General features: G+C 56.5%; 14 protein-coding genes. 9 read left to right on the forward strand and 5 right to left on the reverse strand.

The window, feature by feature from the left end; all coding sequences use genetic code 11:
• Window positions 1-46: 46 nt before the first annotated feature.
• Entirely contained in the window at window positions 47-907 is an 861-nt protein-coding gene (locus tag M4951_RS16070) for a GntR family transcriptional regulator (protein WP_262022667.1), read from the reverse strand.
• 133 nt (window positions 908-1,040) lie between these two features.
• On the opposite strand from M4951_RS16070, the gene M4951_RS16075 reads away from it, so the two are divergent.
• Genes M4951_RS16075 through M4951_RS16085 form a run of 3 tightly spaced genes read left to right on the forward strand, consistent with a single transcriptional unit; the run spans window position 1,041 to window position 4,191 of the window.
• Window positions 1,041-1,943 carry a dihydrodipicolinate synthase family protein gene (locus tag M4951_RS16075; RefSeq protein ID WP_262022668.1) on the forward strand — a complete coding sequence of 301 codons (903 nt, stop codon included), beginning with the start codon at window positions 1,041-1,043 and terminating at the stop codon, window positions 1,941-1,943.
• A gap of 30 nt (window positions 1,944-1,973) precedes the next feature.
• Entirely contained in the window at window positions 1,974-2,915 is a 942-nt protein-coding gene (locus tag M4951_RS16080) for a proline racemase family protein (protein WP_410050437.1), read from the forward strand.
• A 25-nt stretch (window positions 2,916-2,940) separates the two neighbouring features.
• Complete coding sequence (locus M4951_RS16085; RefSeq protein WP_262022670.1) at window positions 2,941-4,191, forward strand: NAD(P)/FAD-dependent oxidoreductase; 1,251 nt, start codon at window positions 2,941-2,943, stop codon at window positions 4,189-4,191.
• Window positions 4,192-4,468: 277 nt separating this feature from the next.
• Here the strand turns inward: M4951_RS16085 and M4951_RS16090 are convergent, their stop codons facing one another.
• Both M4951_RS16090 and M4951_RS16095 read right to left on the reverse strand, forming a co-directional pair.
• Entirely contained in the window at window positions 4,469-4,912 is a 444-nt protein-coding gene (locus tag M4951_RS16090; RefSeq protein WP_262022671.1) for an SRPBCC family protein, read from the reverse strand.
• Entirely contained in the window at window positions 4,896-5,252 is a 357-nt protein-coding gene (locus M4951_RS16095; RefSeq protein WP_262022672.1) for an ArsR/SmtB family transcription factor, read from the reverse strand. The genes M4951_RS16090 and M4951_RS16095 overlap by 17 nt, the downstream gene beginning before the upstream one ends.
• Before the next feature lie 192 nt (window positions 5,253-5,444).
• On the opposite strand from M4951_RS16095, the gene M4951_RS16100 reads away from it, so the two are divergent.
• From M4951_RS16100 to M4951_RS16125, 6 genes are all read left to right on the forward strand, one after another.
• Window positions 5,445-8,141, forward strand: coding sequence for a sulfatase-like hydrolase/transferase (locus M4951_RS16100; RefSeq protein WP_262022673.1), 2,697 nt, complete (start codon window positions 5,445-5,447; stop codon window positions 8,139-8,141).
• A gap of 336 nt (window positions 8,142-8,477) precedes the next feature.
• Window positions 8,478-9,218 (forward strand): IclR family transcriptional regulator, encoded by a 741-nt coding sequence (locus tag M4951_RS16105; RefSeq protein ID WP_262022674.1) that lies wholly within the window; start codon window positions 8,478-8,480, stop codon window positions 9,216-9,218.
• A 145-nt stretch (window positions 9,219-9,363) separates the two neighbouring features.
• Window positions 9,364-9,795, forward strand: a complete 432-nt coding sequence (locus M4951_RS16110; RefSeq protein WP_262022675.1) for a hypothetical protein — start codon at window positions 9,364-9,366, stop codon at window positions 9,793-9,795.
• Between the two features lie 251 nt (window positions 9,796-10,046).
• On the forward strand, window positions 10,047-11,480 hold the full coding sequence (locus M4951_RS16115) for a TolC family protein (protein WP_262022676.1): 1,434 nt from the start codon (window positions 10,047-10,049) through the stop codon (window positions 11,478-11,480).
• A 216-nt stretch (window positions 11,481-11,696) separates the two neighbouring features.
• Entirely contained in the window at window positions 11,697-12,122 is a 426-nt protein-coding gene (locus M4951_RS16120) for a hypothetical protein (protein WP_262022677.1), read from the forward strand.
• 104 nt (window positions 12,123-12,226) lie between these two features.
• On the forward strand, window positions 12,227-12,751 hold the full coding sequence (locus M4951_RS16125; RefSeq protein ID WP_262022678.1) for a hypothetical protein: 525 nt from the start codon (window positions 12,227-12,229) through the stop codon (window positions 12,749-12,751).
• 78 nt (window positions 12,752-12,829) lie between these two features.
• Here M4951_RS16125 and M4951_RS16130 read toward each other — a convergent pair whose 3' ends face one another.
• Both M4951_RS16130 and M4951_RS16135 read right to left on the reverse strand, forming a co-directional pair.
• A complete protein-coding gene (locus tag M4951_RS16130; protein ID WP_262022679.1) occupies window positions 12,830-13,366 on the reverse strand; it encodes a hypothetical protein in 537 nt (178 codons plus the stop codon).
• Window positions 13,367-13,437: 71 nt separating this feature from the next.
• A complete protein-coding gene (locus M4951_RS16135; protein ID WP_262022680.1) occupies window positions 13,438-16,635 on the reverse strand; it encodes an efflux RND transporter permease subunit in 3,198 nt (1,065 codons plus the stop codon).
• Window positions 16,636-16,687 lie beyond the last annotated feature (52 nt).

Genomic DNA, 16,687 nt, shown 5'->3' on the forward strand with positions numbered 1-16,687 from the left:
AATGCCTGCGAGATCCTGGCATTTGCCCTTCCATAGATGGCCGACGTTATTTCCCTTCGGAACGAATCTGGGCCAACATTTTTTCGACGCGAGGGATCTGAGAGCGAATATGCTCCGACAGCACGCTCTCCGCTTTTTTCCAATTTTGCGAAAGTAGCGATTCAAGAATCACGCGGTGTTGCTCGGCCATTTCCTCGACCGCCGACATCTCGACGGTCGCCAAATCAAAGATCGCCGCGTGAAAGACGCCGTGCCGCTCAAAGAAATCGCGAATATAGTGATTTCCGGAGAGATCAATCCAATAGCTATGCAGGCGGTTATCGATCTGCGGCTTCCCATCCGACGACGGCTGATTGCCGGCCAAGATCTCTTCCAGCATCGTCGCGTCCAATTGATCCTGTACCGATCGCAGCGCCATCAGCTCAAACATTTCGCGCACTTCGGAATAGTGCTCAAGATCCTTCGGCAAAAACACGCGACTTCGCCAGCCGCGCCGCTGAACGTGTTCGACAAAACCTTGGCCTGCTAATTTTCCGAGCCAATGCCGCAAGACGGTTCGGCTGACCCCAAAGTGCTCGGCCGTCGCTTCCTCGCGCAAAAAGGAGTCGTCCCCGGCCAAGCTGCGGCGGATGATGAACTCGCGAATCCGGATTTCGAGCGACGCTTCTTGTGTATTCTCGCGCTTAGGCCGGCGTTTGAGACGCCGCTCGGGATTGGGAGCGAGTCGCCCTGCAGCGTCCCGAATCAGCAAACCTTCCTCGACTAATTGATCAAACGCAGTCCGAACCGGAGAGGCGCTAACGTCGAATACCCGGGCGACATTTGCGATGGAGAATGGTTCTGGCAACGATTCTCGCGCGTGAATGCGATCCGAAAGTTCTTCCGCGATGCGATCAGACAACGACACGGGCAAAGATCCTTGAGAATGGGGCGAGCAAGGGCGCCTAAGATTTTACGCAATTTGATTGACGAAGCGAGATGAATCGCCTAGCATGTCTTTGTACACAAAAGACGCCTTGTTCGTCCAAAGGACCTACCGAATGAATGTCGATTGGAGCGGAGTATTTCCGGCAGCGACGACGCAGTTCAATGCGGATATGACCCTCAACATTCCTGCGACGCTGCGGCACGTTGACCAGATGATCGATGCCGGCGTGCATGGGATGATTATGCTGGGTACCGTCGGCGAGAACTGCTCGCTGAGTTATGAGGAAAAATTGGAAGTTCTCCGAGCCTGCGTCGACCATGTCCATGGCCGCGTCCCGCTCTTGACTGGAGTCGCCGAGTATACCACGCAAACGGCTTGTCGGTTTGCTGCGGATGCTGCTCGTATCGGCGTTGATGGTCTGATGGTGCTGCCGGCGATGGTCTATCGTTCAGACAGCCGCGAAACGGCGGCTCACTTTCGCTCGGTCGCCGCCGCGTCAGACCTGCCGATCATGATTTACAACAATCCGATCGCCTACAAAGTCGACATCACGCCGGAAGAATTCGCCGACTTGGCCGACGAGCCGAAGTTTGTCGCGATCAAAGAGTCGAGCGAAGATACGCGTCGAATCACCGATATCCGCAACGTCTGCGGCGATCGCTTCCTGTTGTTCTGCGGCGTCGATGACGTCGTGCTGGAAAGCATGGTATTGGGAATCGACGGCTGGGTTTCTGGACTGGTCAACGCTTTCCCCGCCGAAAATCGCTTGCTCTGGGACTTGGCGGCCGAAGGACGTTACGCCGAAGCAGTCGAAATCTATCGCTGGTATACTCCACTGTTGCATCTCGACACCGACAGGAAGCTTGTGCAATATATCAAGCTAGCGGTCCAGGAATGCGGATTTGGCGCCGAGACGACCCGGCCTCCGCGCCTTCCGTTGATCGGCGCCGAACGCGACCAGATTTTGCGCATCATCCGCCAGGCGATCAACACGCGACCGGTGCTCACCGCCTAAGAGGATCCTGTGCCCCCACTTCCCCAATCGGTGACAACGCTCTCGGTGGTCGATTCCCACACCGGGGGCGAACCGACCCGCGTTATCGATCAAGATCTTGACCTGGGAACTGGTCCGTTAGCGCAGAGGCGAACCCTCTTCCAGGAAAAGTTTGACTGGATTCGCCGCGCGACTTGCACAGAGCCGCGCGCCTCAGAAGCGATGGTCGGCGCCATTCTAACGCCGCCAACCAATCCTCTAGCAGTAACTGGAGTCATCTTTTTCAATAACGTCGACGTTCTCGGCATGTGCGGTCACGGCATGATCGGAGTTGTCGCGACGCTCGCCTATCAACGCAAGATCCAGCCGGGAAAACATCGGATCGAAACTCCAGTCGGCGACGTGCTGGCGACCCTTCACGAAAATGGGGAAGTCAGCGTCCGCAATGTTCCCAGCTATCGCCATCTGGCCGATCTGGAACTTAACGTCCCAGGCTACGGCAGCGTGATGGGGGATGTCGCGTACGGCGGCAATTGGTTTTACCTGGTCAAATCGCCGGCGATGACGTTAAGCTACTCCGACCGAGACGAACTCCTTCGGTTCACCAAAGCGATTCGCCATACGCTCGACAAGCAAAAGGTGACCGGCGCCCACGAAGGCCGGATCGACCACATCGAACTTTATGGCCAACCGAGCAGCGAACTCGCCGCCAACTCGCGGAATTTTGTCCTTTGTCCCGGGGGAGAATACGATCGATCTCCTTGCGGCACCGGTACTTCGGCCAAAATCGCCATCCTGGCGGCGGAAGGCAAATTGGCGCCGGGACAAATCTGGCGACAAGAGTCCATCACTGGAAGCATTTTTCAGGCCAGTTATGATTTAGTGGATGATCAGATCGTACCGACGATTCGCGGCTCGGCCTATGTCACCGCTGTCTCTCAATTGATCATCAACCCGGCCGACCAATTTGCGTTCGGCATCCAAGCCCGCTAAACCGCCAGCAAGAGTTGAAGCACCCGTGAGCACTCGGCGAACCATCGTCATCGGTGGAGGCGTCGTCGGCGCCGCCTCGGCCTATTTTCTGGCCAAATCAGGTCGCGACGTCGTCCTGATCGACAAAACTGAATTTGGCGCCGCCTGTTCGCACGCGAATTGCGGCTACGTTTCACCCAGCCATGTCTTGCCGCTGGCGCAGCCAGGCGTTTTACTGCCGTCGCTGCTGTCGATGCTAAAACCGAATTCTCCCTTCTCGATTCGGTTCCGCTTTTCCCCTGCCCTCTGGAGATGGTTGACTCGATTCGCGCTGCGCTGCCGCAGCGGCCCGATGATGAAATCGGCCGCCGCAATTCATGCGCTGTTGCAGTCGTCGCGACAACTCTATAGCCAGATCATCGCCGACGAGCAAATGGACTGCGAATTTGAAGAGCGGGGATTGCTGTTCGTCTACAAAGACCGGCATGAGTTCGACGATTTCGCCCATGTGAACGAGTTAGTTTCACGCGAGTTCAACGTCTTCGCCGCTCCCTATGCTGGGGAGTCGCTGAACGAATTGGAGCCGGCATTGAAGCCCGGCCTGGCAGGTGGCTGGCTCTTTAGCGGCGACGCCCATCTACGTCCTGATCGCCTGATGACCGCTTGGCGCCAAGTGCTGGAGCGAATGGGGGTCGAAATCCGGGAAAATTGCGAGTTTCTGCAATTTGCAAAAAGCGGCAAGTCAGCGACCGCCGCCGAAACGTCGACCGGGACGATCGACGCCGAAGATTTTTTGATCGCCGCTGGGGCCTGGACTCCGTTTCTCAATCAACAGATCGGCTGCAAGATTCCGATTCAGCCCGGCAAAGGCTATTCGATCACGATGCCGCGGCCCGCGATCTGTCCTAAGTACCCGATGCTGCTAGAGCAACATCACGTCGGCGTCACGCCGTGGGAAAGCGGCTATCGCTTGGGATCGACGATGGAATTCGCCGGTTACGACAACTCGATCCGCGAAAAACGACTCTCGCTGCTCAAGCATGGCGCCGAAGTCTACCTTAAGAATCCGCACGTCGAACCGATCGTCGAAAAATGGTGCGGCTGGCGTCCGATGACGCCAGACAGCACGCCGTTTATCGATCGTTCGCCGCGACTGGGCAACGTCTATGTCGCCGCCGGACACAACATGCTGGGTCTGTCGATGTCCCCCGGCACCGGCAAGTTGGTTGCGGAACTGATGAACGACGAAACGCCGCATCTGGACGCGGAGCGATATTCGCTATCGCGCAAGATTTGAACGCGTGCAATACCAGAGTGCTCTGTGAAGCGACAATTTTCGGTAACAACAATGGAACACGGCCAGAATCAGCCCAAAATCGTCATACCAGCCAGAGGCGCAAGCCGATGGAATACGGTCAGCGATCCTAACTCAGACTGAAGTGGCCAATCGCATTCCATCGGCTTGCGCCTCTGGCTGGTGTTCAATCGGTTTGAAATAGCCCACCTTCCAACTTGCGTAGCGGGCTCGTGTCACGTCGTTCCTATTTCCACGATTCTATCACTAGCGATTTGGATTACATCGCCGCCAGCGTCGCTTCCAAGTTCTCCAACAGCTTCGTCCAGCCAGCTTCGGATCGATCTTTGTATTCGATCCATTTCGGATCCATCTCGTGAACCAGCGTTAGGATGCAGCCGGCGTCGGTCGGAGCAATCTCTACGGTCACCCGGGTTGGCTCTTCATTGCGGATCGTTGCAAAGGCAAAAACCAGGCGCCGCGGTCGGTCGATCTCCAGATACTCGCCAAAGTGTTCGGCGAGAGTCTCTCCCCGTTGTTCGGCAAGGAGAAATTCTCCCCCAACAACCGGGTTCATTTCAACCGTTTTCATCTCGCCGGTCGCGGTTGCGAACAGCCACTGCCGCGCGACTTCTGGATCGAGCCAGGCGTCGAAGACCAGCTCGGCCGAGTAAGGAAATGCGCGGCGAATCGTCAAAACGATCGGCTCATTTTTTTCGGACACGTTTAACTTTCTGTTTGGTTTTGGCTTGCAAATAGGCGTCAAGACGATCCAGGCTCTGCTCCCAGAAGTCGCTGTATTGAGCGATCCAATCGGCCGCCGCTTTCAGCGGTTCTCCCTGCAAGCGGCAAGGGCGCCACTGCGCCTTCCGGCTGCGCTCCACCAAACCCGCTCGCTGCAACACTTTCAAATGCTTGGTGATCGCCGGCATCGTCATCTCGAACGGCTCGGCCAATTCGGTGACCGATTTTTCGCCCGCAGAAAGCCTCGCGAGAATTGCGCGGCGCGTGGGATCGGCCAGCGCCGCAAAGGTCGCCGAGAGTTTTTCGTCCGCCGTAACCATTTTACCTCATAGTTAAATTAACTATTGGTAAAATACGATTATCGCCGTTGCTTGTCAATGTCCGCAGAAATCAATCTCAACTCGATTTAGAAATCCAACGCACCGAACCTGCTTCGTTTGACCAGGCCCTGTCGATCGACGAAACTCAAGTCAACACGCTTCTCACTTCCCCCATTGCTGAGCCGTCTCTCTATGTCATGCAATTCACGATTACTACTTTTCATTTTGGCGCTGAGCTCTTGCCTGGGTTACAGCGCATCTGCCGCAGAGAGCCAGCCGCCGAATATCGTCATCTTTCTTTCAGACGATCACACGTTGACCGACTCTTCGGTTTATGGCGCTACCGATATCGATACGCCGAACATGCAACGTTTGGCCGATGCTGGGATGACGTTTGATCAAGCGTTTGTCGCTTCCCCCTCCTGCGCCCCAAGTCGCGCTGCGCTGCTGACCGGATTGATGCCGGCTCGCAACGGCGCCGAGCGGAATCATGCTCGACCTCAAGCCGAGATCAAGAAGCTGCCCGCCTATTTGCAGGAGCTTGGTTACGAGGTCGTCTCGTTCGGCAAAGTAGGTCACTACGCTCAAACGCCCGAGTATGGCTTTGATCTGGCGCGACACTTCGGCTACCACGACGATGTCGCGGTGGGCGAAGCGGTGAAATGGCTGCAAGCCCGCGAGAGCGCCAAGCCGCTCTGTTTGTTCGTCGGCACCAATTGGCCGCATGTTCCGTGGCCTCGAGCGACCTCCATCGATCGCCAGTCGATTCGAATCCCGCTAAAGCATGTCCACACGCCGGAGACGCGGGATGCTCGCGCAAAATACTATCAGGCCATCCGCACGATGGATGACGAACTGGGAGAAGTCTTTGACGCCGCCTACGCGAAACTGGGCGAAAACACCCTCTTCATTCATACCAGCGATCACGGCGCCCAATGGCCGTTCGGCAAGTGGAATCTATATGACGACGGCATTCGCACGCCGCTGATCGTGGTTTGGCCAGGCCAGGTGCAGGAAAAAAAGAGGACCAGCGCGATGGTCTCGTGGGTTGACCTGCTACCCACCCTGGTAGAAGCGGCCGGCGGAAAACCGGCGGAGAATTTAGACGGGCGTTCGATCCTACCGGTGCTGCGCGGAACGACCGAAGCGCATCGCGACCTGATTTTCACCACGCATAGCGGCGACAGCAACTTCAACGTTTATCCCACGCGGAGCGTGCGAACCGAGCGGTTCAAATACATCCGCAATCTGCACCCTGAGTTTCTCTACGAGTCGCACGTCACGAAGGCCGACAAGGAAGAAGCTTATTGGAATAGCTGGGTCAAAAAAGCGAAGACCAGCGCCGAAGCGGCCCGCAAGGTAAATCGATATCAACAACGGCCGCCGGAAGAACTATACGACCTGACGACCGATCCGCTGGAGCAAAACAATCTGGCCGACGATCCGTCGCATGCCGCTACCAAACAGCAGTTGAAAAGCCAACTTGACGCTTGGATGAGCGAGCAACAAGATCAGCAGATCGTCTACGGAATGCCGACGTTGCTCTCGCAGGGGAAGAATCCGCCAAACGTCATCACGCTGTTCATCGACGACATGGGCTGGGCCGATCTTTCCTGTTTCGGCGGGCAGGATGTCGAGACGACCAACATTGATCGCTTGGCGAGCGAAGGCTTGAAGTTCACCAACTTCTACGTCAACTCGCCGATCTGCTCTCCTTCGCGCACGGCGCTGACCACGGGATATTATCCGGCCCGACATCGCATTACGTCTTATCTGGCCAACCGCAAAATGAACGAGCAGCGCGGCATGGCGCAGTGGCTCGACGTCCGTGCGGCGACGTTGCCGCGAATGCTCTCCGAGCAGGGCTACGCGACCGGCCATTTCGGCAAATGGCATCTCGGCGGACAACGTGACGTCGGCGACGCTCCGCTGATTACCGAGTATGGCTTTGACGCTTCGCTGACCAATTTTGAAGGACTTGGTCCCCGCGTCCTTCCCCTTTGCGACGCCTATGACGGCAAAGATCCCCAGCGTCACGACCTGGGAAGCGCTACGTTGGGGCATGGTCCGATTGAGTGGAAAGATCGCTCGCAAATCACCGCGCGTTTTGTGGAAGAAGCGCTGCTGTTTATCGATGCTTCGGTCGCCGCCGACCAACGGTTCTTCATCAACGTTTGGCCCGACGACGTTCACTCGCCGTTCTTTCCGCCAGAAGCAAGACGCGGCGATCAAGCGAAGCGAACGCTCTATCTGGGCGTGCTGAAAACGATGGACGAGCAACTGGGCCTGTTGATCGATCGCGTGCGCAGCGATCCCAAGTTGCGTGACAATACGCTAATCCTGTTAGCCAGCGACAATGGTCATGAACCAGGCGCCGGCCGCGGCGGACCATTGCGCGGCGCCAAAGGAGACCTGTACGAAGGAGGCGTTCGCAGTCCTTTGATCGTTTGGGGCCCCGGCTGGATCGACGCGACCGCTGTCGGAGAGACGAACGACACGACCATCGTCTCGAGCGTCGATCTGGTTGCTTCCCTCCTCGCGCTGACCGGCGCAGCAACGCCTAAGGGATACCAGGGTGATGGAGAAAATCTCTCGGCGGCGCTGCTCGGCAAGACCCAAGCCCAACGCAGCGGTCCGCTCTTTTGGCGTCGTCCGCCTGATCGACCAGGGCCGCCAAAGTCTCCTAATCCTGACCTGGCCGTACGCGACGGCCACTGGAAATTGCTCTGTAATCTCGACGGAGGAGCGGTTCAACTTTACGATCTGACCAAGGATATCGGCGAAATGAAAAACATGGCGCAGCGGCGTCCGCGCATCGTCAATCGCTTAAAACAGGCGGTGCTTGCCTGGAATGAGACGCTTCCGACCGACGGCGTCGCAACGCCCTAGTGTTCTGTCAAACCGCTATTTTCGGCTTCCACGAAATCAGCCGCACGGCGTTAGCCGCGGTTTCTGTCACCAATTGTCTTTCGCAAATGAGTTCCCATCAGAAACCGGTGCTAACGCACTACGGCTAATAAAAACATGGCGCCTGAAAATTGTCGCGTGACAGAACATTAGCCGCCTGTCCGCTGTCCCAACGACAACTTCCTGACCAAAAAAGCAATATCTGCGGTCGAAGAGTGGTAGCATGCGGCTTAGAATGGCTAGTTCGCATTCGCCTGGCGCTGTGGAGCATGCGCCGATTCTAGGGTGAAGTCTGGTCTGGAAAATTGTGGACAATCGATGCTGACATCTTCGTTAGGAAAAGCGTTTCACGTACTCGAGGTATTAGCGTCGGCTGATGGCGAGATGCCGTTGGCTGAAATCGTCAGCGAACTGGGCTACCACAAGCCGACCGTCCATCGTTTGCTGCAAGACCTGGTCGAACTTGGTTACGTTTGCCGTGTCGACAAGGGAAAGTATCAGCTGACCGGCAAGCTGCGCCGCATGACCCTTGGCAAGTTGGATGATCATTTGCTGGAAGCGGCCGATCCCTTTTTGCGCCAGTTGCATGACTTGACCGGCGAGACCGTCAACTTGGGCGTCTTGCGGGGAACGTCGATTCGTTACTTGCAGGTCCTCGAAAGTCGACATCCGTTTCGCTTGGTGGTCGAGGCCAACAGCAAGGACCCGTTTTATTCGACCGCGCTCGGTCGAGCGCTCACGTCTGAACTAAGCGAAGATGACTGGAACGGGCTAATCGCCCATGTCAAACTGGTCGCGCGAACTCCCCAGACCGTCATCGATCCCCAAGCATTGCGCGAGATCCATGATCGTGTCGGCAAAGAGGGATATGCGATGGAACAAGATCAAAACGATATCGGCGTGACCTGCATCGGCGCGCCGATCCGTGACGGCAGTGACATTGTAGCCGCCGTCAGCGTCAGCATTCCGACAGCGCGTGTCGATAACATCTCGAAACCGCAATTAATCGACGCGGTGAAACAAACGGCCGAACAAATTTCGGCCCGCATTTCATCCTAGACAAGGTTCCCGTCAAGCGGCGATTTCTGCGTCGAACTGGGGACATTCGCGAAGCTTTGCCTGGCCGTTACGATTTTTTCAAGACGGACAATCGCGACAACCGATGCGACAAGAGTGAGTTTATTTTCTCTGTGAGTCTATCGGCGTGCGACAAATAACCTTCATCGCGAAATGCTTCCTTTGGCTGGCTGCACTACTTGCGCCAGCACAAGCGATCTTTGCGATGCGCTGCCAATGCGACCACTGCGCCCAGGAGCATGTCGAACATCGACATGACCATCAACACGGCGCCAATTGCTCTCATCTGTGCCAGCACGATCGCTGCACCGGCGTCTGCTGTCAGTTCGATTCGGTCTCGACCGGTCATTCTCAATGTCAGTGCGACCATCACACGCAGCCGCAGCAGCCAGGCACGTCGGCATTTCAAGTTCGCGGACAGGTCGCCAACTACTGGGGTTGGGCCCATTTTTCGGCGATCCCCCATCGCACTTCTTCCCAGCGCGGCGCGTTGGCTCACGTCCGACAAACCGCCAGCGCCATGGAAACATGCGCCGTACTCTGTCGTTTTCTGACGTAAAGCGATCCGCTTTTCTTCGCCTAACAACGCATCGCCGACCTTGCTAGCGGCAGTAGGAAAACACGCGTCAAAGTTTTCCTAGCCCGAATGATCGGCGCCGCTCATCCGCGTAATTGCGCGACAGGGCGTCAACCTATCAACTGGTTTAATCGCGGCAACCGAAGAATTCATCACAATCACTTCGTGAAACGTGATGGCGCTTGCGCGAAAATGAAACAGACTTTCCTGGGATATCCCACTGGATGGACTTTATGAATAAGGCAAGCATCGCCTTCACGATCGGACTCGCGGCGATAGCCGGCGGATGTCGCACATCCGCAATCCGGCACGAATCGACCACTCTCGCCTCCACGGCCGCATCGCCTTCGAGCGTGATCGTCTCGGCCGAACAAGCGCTGGCCAGTTCCAGTGATCTACAACCAGCAGCGACAGCGCCGCCGCAAGATTTGCCGGCGGCTAAACTGGTCGCATACCAACAGAACGCCGCGCCGCCCGAGGCGATCGCACCGCCGGCCAGCCAATGGTCGTTGCCCGAACTTGAGCAATTGGCTCTGCAAAACAATCCGGCCATGGCCGAAGCGGTCGCACGCGTCAACGCGGCTCACGGCAATTGGCTGCAAGTCGGGATCGCCCCGAATCCAGTCTTGGGCTATTCGGGTCAGCAACTCGGTAGCGGGGGTCTGGCGACGCAAACCGGCATGTATGTCGGCCAAGAGTTTGTCACCGGCAACAAGCTGGGCCTGAACCGCGAAGTCGCGGCCTGGGAAATCCAAAAAGCGGAACGTGACCGGGATGCGTTTCGACTGCGTGTTTTGACCGACGTCCGAATCGGCTACTACGACGTGCTGATCGCTCAGCGTCGACGCGAACTGGCGACCCAGTTGGTGCAAATCGCCGAAAAAGGAGAGCAGAGCGCCGAAGCCCTCTTCAAAGGACAGGAAGTCAGCCAGGCGGATCCGCTGCGTGCCCGTGTCGAAGCGGACACCGCACGAATCGTTCTGCAAAACTCCATCAACCAGCATATCGAAGCTTGGCGACGACTTACCGCCGTGCTTGGCCTGCCCGACTTCCAACTACAGCGGCTTGAAGGAGAAATCAAAGCCGAAGATTTGAAACTGCAGTGGGACGAAACGCTAGCAACCCTCATGCGAGACAGTCCCGAGATAGCCGCCGCATTGGCGAACGTCGAAGCGGCGCATTGGGCGGTGCAAAGAGCCTACGCCCAGGTCATTCCCAATATCGAAGTTCAAGCGATCATTCAAGATGACCGCGGCACGCGCGGGACCGACGGCAACCTGCAAGTCACGCTTCCTTTGCCCCTGTGGAATCGCAACCAAGGCGGCATCCAACAAGCGCATGCCGAAGCGGCGGCCGCCAATCGTGCAGCCGACAAGCTGTCGATGGACCTGCAAGCTCGCCTGGCGATCGCCTTTCAGCGATACGAAAGCGCCCGCAACCAGGTCAATCAATATGCTCGCGAAGGGGGCATCTTAGAAAACGCCAATCGTTCGTTAACGCTCATTCGCACCGGCTACGAAGCGGACGAATTTAGCGTGCTTGATCTGTTGAGCGCTCAGCGAACTTACTTCCAGACGAATTTGGCGTACTTGGATTCGCAGCGCGAACTGTGGATTTCGGCCATGGAAATTCGCGGCCTGATGCTGCAGGGAAGCCTGCAGAAATAACGGAAGCGGCCACCCCCTGTTTGGCTGCATCCCTTAATCGAAGTTAACCATATTCGCCGTTCCATCGGTTCGGCGAGTATGTTAGCTTCAAAAGAACGGCGCTGACGTGACGAAAACGTAGGCGACGCCCCAACCCAATCGCCGGTTGCTTCGTAATGAGTAGAAGCGCCGCTCCCCTTTTGAATTTCTTCCTTCCGTACCACCGCGGATCACCGGATGTCTTTCCCTCTCACCCGCCGATCGATTGCGATGCGAACTACGGTTTGGGTCTTGGGGATTCTGTTGTCGCTCCCCAGTCATACGCTCGAAGTTTGCGGTTGCCTGCAAGCGCTCGCCAGCGTTTGCACCAGTTGCACGGCGTCGGCGCCAGATGCGGCGGCGCATCGTCATCCGGTTGTCACGCCTCATCGCGGAAGCGATTGTCCTTGTCAGTGTCATCACGACACGCCGCAGCAATCCTCGATCGTCGCCCGCGAAAGTCGCTCTACCGATGACGTCGATATCGCCATCCGCTTCGCGACTTGTTCGCAACAAGTGCGCAGAGAATCAACCGCACAAGATCTTTTCTCGGGCCACGCAGGCGGTCGTCCTGCGATCCCAGCGCTGATGCGCTGCGCCACGCTCTCGCGTTTTCTGCTTTAAAGCGACGCAGCCTCCTATCGACTCGCCATTCGAAGTCGCAGGGAGGTTCGCCCCTTTCTATCGTCGCTTTACCATGCTGATTACTTTATTACGAGAGTCTTGCTATGTTCGAAAAAATGAAATCGGATCGCAGTGAGTTGTTCAGCCGTCGCATCGATCCCACTTTCTTCCCCGCGATTGTGCGGCGTTTAGAAGAATCGCCGTTTGAACAGACAGCGCTTGTCGTTGAGTTTCGCGATGAAGCATATGTCGAAATCCGCATGCGACTCGCTGACTGCGGCTGGCAGGTGATTCGCGCCGAACAGGCCAGCGATGTTGCCGCCTGCATGAATCTCTACGACCCGCAGTTGGTGATCGTCAATGACGCCATGCCGGACGAATCAGGCTGCCTGATTACCTTCAAATTGCGGCTGAATCACTGTTTGCCGATTGTCTGGCTCTATTCTTCGCAGCCCCAAGCGGTCGCTCGTCGCTATGGCAAATTTTGCGGCGTGGACAAGGTGCTAGAATACGACGGCGTATTGCAGAATCTCGGCGAAGCGATCGAAGGCCGGCTGCAACGTCGATTTCCAGTAATGAACTACGTCGAACTGACGCCGACGACTCGGCGTCAGTCTCGCTTAGGATAACGCCGTCGGCGATTTTCCCACCTAAAAACCCGGCGTGACGTTTCGTTCGCCGCGCCGGGTTTTGTCTTTCGCAGAGATTTAGTGATCGTGACCTTCGTGGTCATGATCGTGAGCGACTGCTCCCCGATATTGCTTGCCGCCGATGGTGACCACCAGTTGGGCGTCGGCGCCTTCATGATCCAAATCTTCCGCGAGTTCCGCATCGCTCGAGACGAACTTCGACGACTTTCCGGTTGGATCGCCGGCGTCCGGTGAAGCGGTCAGTTTGAACTGCTCTCCCATGCCGTCATGCTTCAGATTGATCGTCAGCTCGGTCGCATCGATCGGCGTTGCGACTTTCGCAGCGGAGTCCAACAGATAGATCGTCACGCTGCCCGCTTTTTCGTCATGAACGAGTTCGGCGTGATACTCTTCCGCGCCAAGCTCGATCAACGAACCGCCATGAGGACCTTCGCTCGGATGGTCGTGGTCATGGCCATCATGTTCCGAGTGCCCATCACCGCTCGGCTTGTCTGCGGTGGAACTGGAACAGCCAAACGCAGACAGCGACAACAACAGCAATGTCGTTGCGATAAAACGGGCCGTTTGACCGGCGAACAGCTGAGTCATTTTCATCGATAGTTACTCCTGGAAACTAGTAATTGAAAAGCGATCGCCGTTCAGGCGATCGCGCAAAAATCATCGTATTAAGACTTCGCGTGAGCGTGCCTCTCTTCATCCTCTTCCACCAGCACAATTTCCTGCTCGTTGGACGCGACGATCTTGCGGGCCGCATGAATGCCAAGCGTCCAAAAGAGAGCCGGTCGGACGAGAAACTCGAGCGACGTGCTGGTGATCAAGCCGCCGATAATCACGGTCGCAACCGGATAAAGAATTTCTTTGCCCGGCTCTCCGGCCGCCATCGCTAGCGGCACCAGGCCGATGCCTGACGTCAACGCCGTCATCAACACGGGAGCCAGTCGATCTTTGCCGGCGCGAATAATCATCTCTCGCGACCAGGTTTCTCCCTCGTACTTCACCAAGTGAAGGTAATGGTTAATCAACAAAATACCGTTACGCGACGCAATCCCACACAGCGAGATAAAGCCGACCATGCTGGCGACGGTCAACGTTTGTCCCGTCAGATAAAGTGCGGCGACCGATCCGATAAACGCCATCGGCAACGCAATCATCACTTGCAGCGACAGATTGACCGACTGAAACATTTTGTAAAGGACCAAAAACATGCCGACCATCGAGATCGCGAACAAGACCGTAATCATCCGCGACGCCGACTGCTGGCTTTCAAATTGACCGCTATACTCGGTGAAGTATCCGGTCGGCAAACTCGCTTCGATCGGCGCCAAGCGCTGCTTGATCTCTTCCACCACATCGACCAGACCGCGACCGCTGACGTTGCACTGAACGATAATTCGTCGTCGCACCTGCTCGCGATTGATCGTGTTCGGCCCATCTGACTCATAAATTCGAGCGACATCTTCTAACTTCACCGCGCCGCCGGTTGGAGTTTCTAAAATCAGACGACTCATCGCGTTTCGATCTTCGCGAAATGGTTCGTCGAGTTTGACCAACAAATCGAACGTTCGTTGCCCGTCCAAGACTTGAGAAACAACTTCTCCTTGCATCGCAGTCTCGACAAATTCGTTGACATCCATACGGCGCAAACCATATTGCTCCAACTTGTGTCCATCCGCTTCGATCCGTAGCTGCGGAATGTTCACTTGCTGTTCAATCTGCAAATCACGGACGCCGGGCACCGTGGCGATGGCGGCCTGCATCTTTTGCGCTTCGCGGCGCAACACATCCAAGTCGTCGCCATACAGCTTGATCGCGATTTGCGCTTTGACGCCTGACAGCATGTGCGAGATCAAGTGGGCCAGCGGTTGCTCGACCGCGGTCACAATCCCTGGAACATCGGCCAGCGCTTCGCTGATTTCGTCGATCACTTCTTCGCGAGAGTTGGTTGTTTTGGGATCGATCGTTGCGACAAATTCATTAATGTTGACCCCTTCGGCATGCTCGTCTAACTCGGCGCGCCCCGTCTTGCGGACAAACGCGGAGATGTCACGGACTTCCTCCAGACGCTTCTCGACCCGATCCGAGATTTCATTCGATTTGGCCAACGAAGTTCCCGGCGGCAGAACCACATTGATTTGCACGGCGCCTTCGTTAAACGGCGGGAGAAAGTCGCTTTCTAGCTGCAACATTCCCCAACCAGAAATCGACACCGCGACCGCCGCAACCGCCAAAATAGGCCACGCCATGCGAACGCTGAAATTCATCACGACGTCAGCCAGGCGTTTCAAACCGCGTAGCAGAAAACCATCTTTCTCTTCATGCGAGAATTTCTCGTTCCCCAGCATCCAATAGCTCAGCACCGGCGTCACGGTTAACGAGACGAAGAGCGACGACACCAACGATACGATGTAGGCGACTCCCAGCGGAGCGAACAAACGTCCTTCCATCCCAGAAAGTGCGAACAACGGCACGAACACCAACACGACGATCAACGTGCCGTAGACGATGGAATTACGAATCTCGCAACTTGCTTGAAACACGACCAGCAGCGGATGCTTGGGATGGTCACTATGCCGGTTCTCGCGCAAGCGGCGAAAGATATTTTCGACATCCACGATCGCGTCATCGACCAACTCGCCGATCGCGACCGCCAAGCCTCCCAAAGTCATCGTATTGATCGACAAGCCGAACGTAGCGAACACCAGCGCCGTGATGACGATCGACAACGGAATCGCGGTTAGCGTAATGAACGTCGTACGCAAATTCATCAAGAAGAGAAACAAGATGATCACGACCAGGATCCCGCCGTCTCGCAGCGCTTCCATGACGTTTTCAATCGCCAAGTCGATGAACGTCTTTTGCTGATAGAGATCCGGTAACATTCGCACATCTGGCGGCAATGAAGGCTGCAATTCCGTTAGCGCCTCGACGACTTGTTCGGTCACGCGGCGCGTGTCGGCGTCGGGTTGTTTCATCACCGTTAATACCACGGCGGGACCGCCGCTAAAATTTCCTTCGTCGTCCCGCGCAAACGCTGTACTGTCGCCGCGTTTCGTCTGCGCGCCTTCGACAATCTTGGCGACCTGCGAAAGACGGATCGATTGGCCATCGCGATGAGCGATCACGATGCGCGACAGTTCGTCGATCGAAGTCACGCGCCCCAGGGATCGCACCAACAATTCATTCGGCCCTTGATCATCCAGGTAACCCCCAGCCGTGTTTTGATTGCTTTCGCTAAGCGCCTGCTTCACTTGATGCAGGTTGACGCCGTAGCGGAGCATGTCGTTCGGGTTGACCAGCACTTGAAACTGTTTTCGTTCGCCCCCCATGACGACGACTTGCGAGACGCCGGGAATGGTCAGCAGGCGCTGCCGCACCACCCAGTCTGCGACCGTGCGCAGTTCCATCGGCGGCGTAACGCCCCCTTCGCTATACATCCCCATGATCATGATTTGACCCATGATCGAAGAAATCGGCATCAACTGCGGCTTCACGGTCTTCGGGAGAGTATCGGTCGAGAGCGCCAATCGTTCGGCGACGATCTGACGGTCGTTGTAGATGTCGGTCCCCCAATCGAACTCGACGTAAATCACCGAGAGACCGACGCCTGACTGCGTGCGTACCGCTTGCACGCCGGTCGCGCCATTTAAGACCGTTTCCAGCGGAAAGGTAATCAGCGTCTCCACTTCCTCTGGCGCCATGCCGGGCGCTTCGGTCATGACGACCACGCGCGGTCGATTGAGATTCGGAAAAACGTCGATCGGCAATTGAGTTGCCTGCCAACCGCCGTAGACCAGCAAAAAGATGGCCAAAGCGATCACCAACAGGCGATTCAGCAGCGCAAAGCGGATAATGGAATTAAGCATGCGTATGAGCGAGGGTTGATGGTCGTGGAAAGCGAGAAATGACGTGCGACTT

It is taken from the genome of Blastopirellula sp. J2-11 (genome assembly GCF_024584705.1).
Classification (GTDB): Bacteria; Planctomycetota; Planctomycetia; order Pirellulales; family Pirellulaceae; genus Blastopirellula.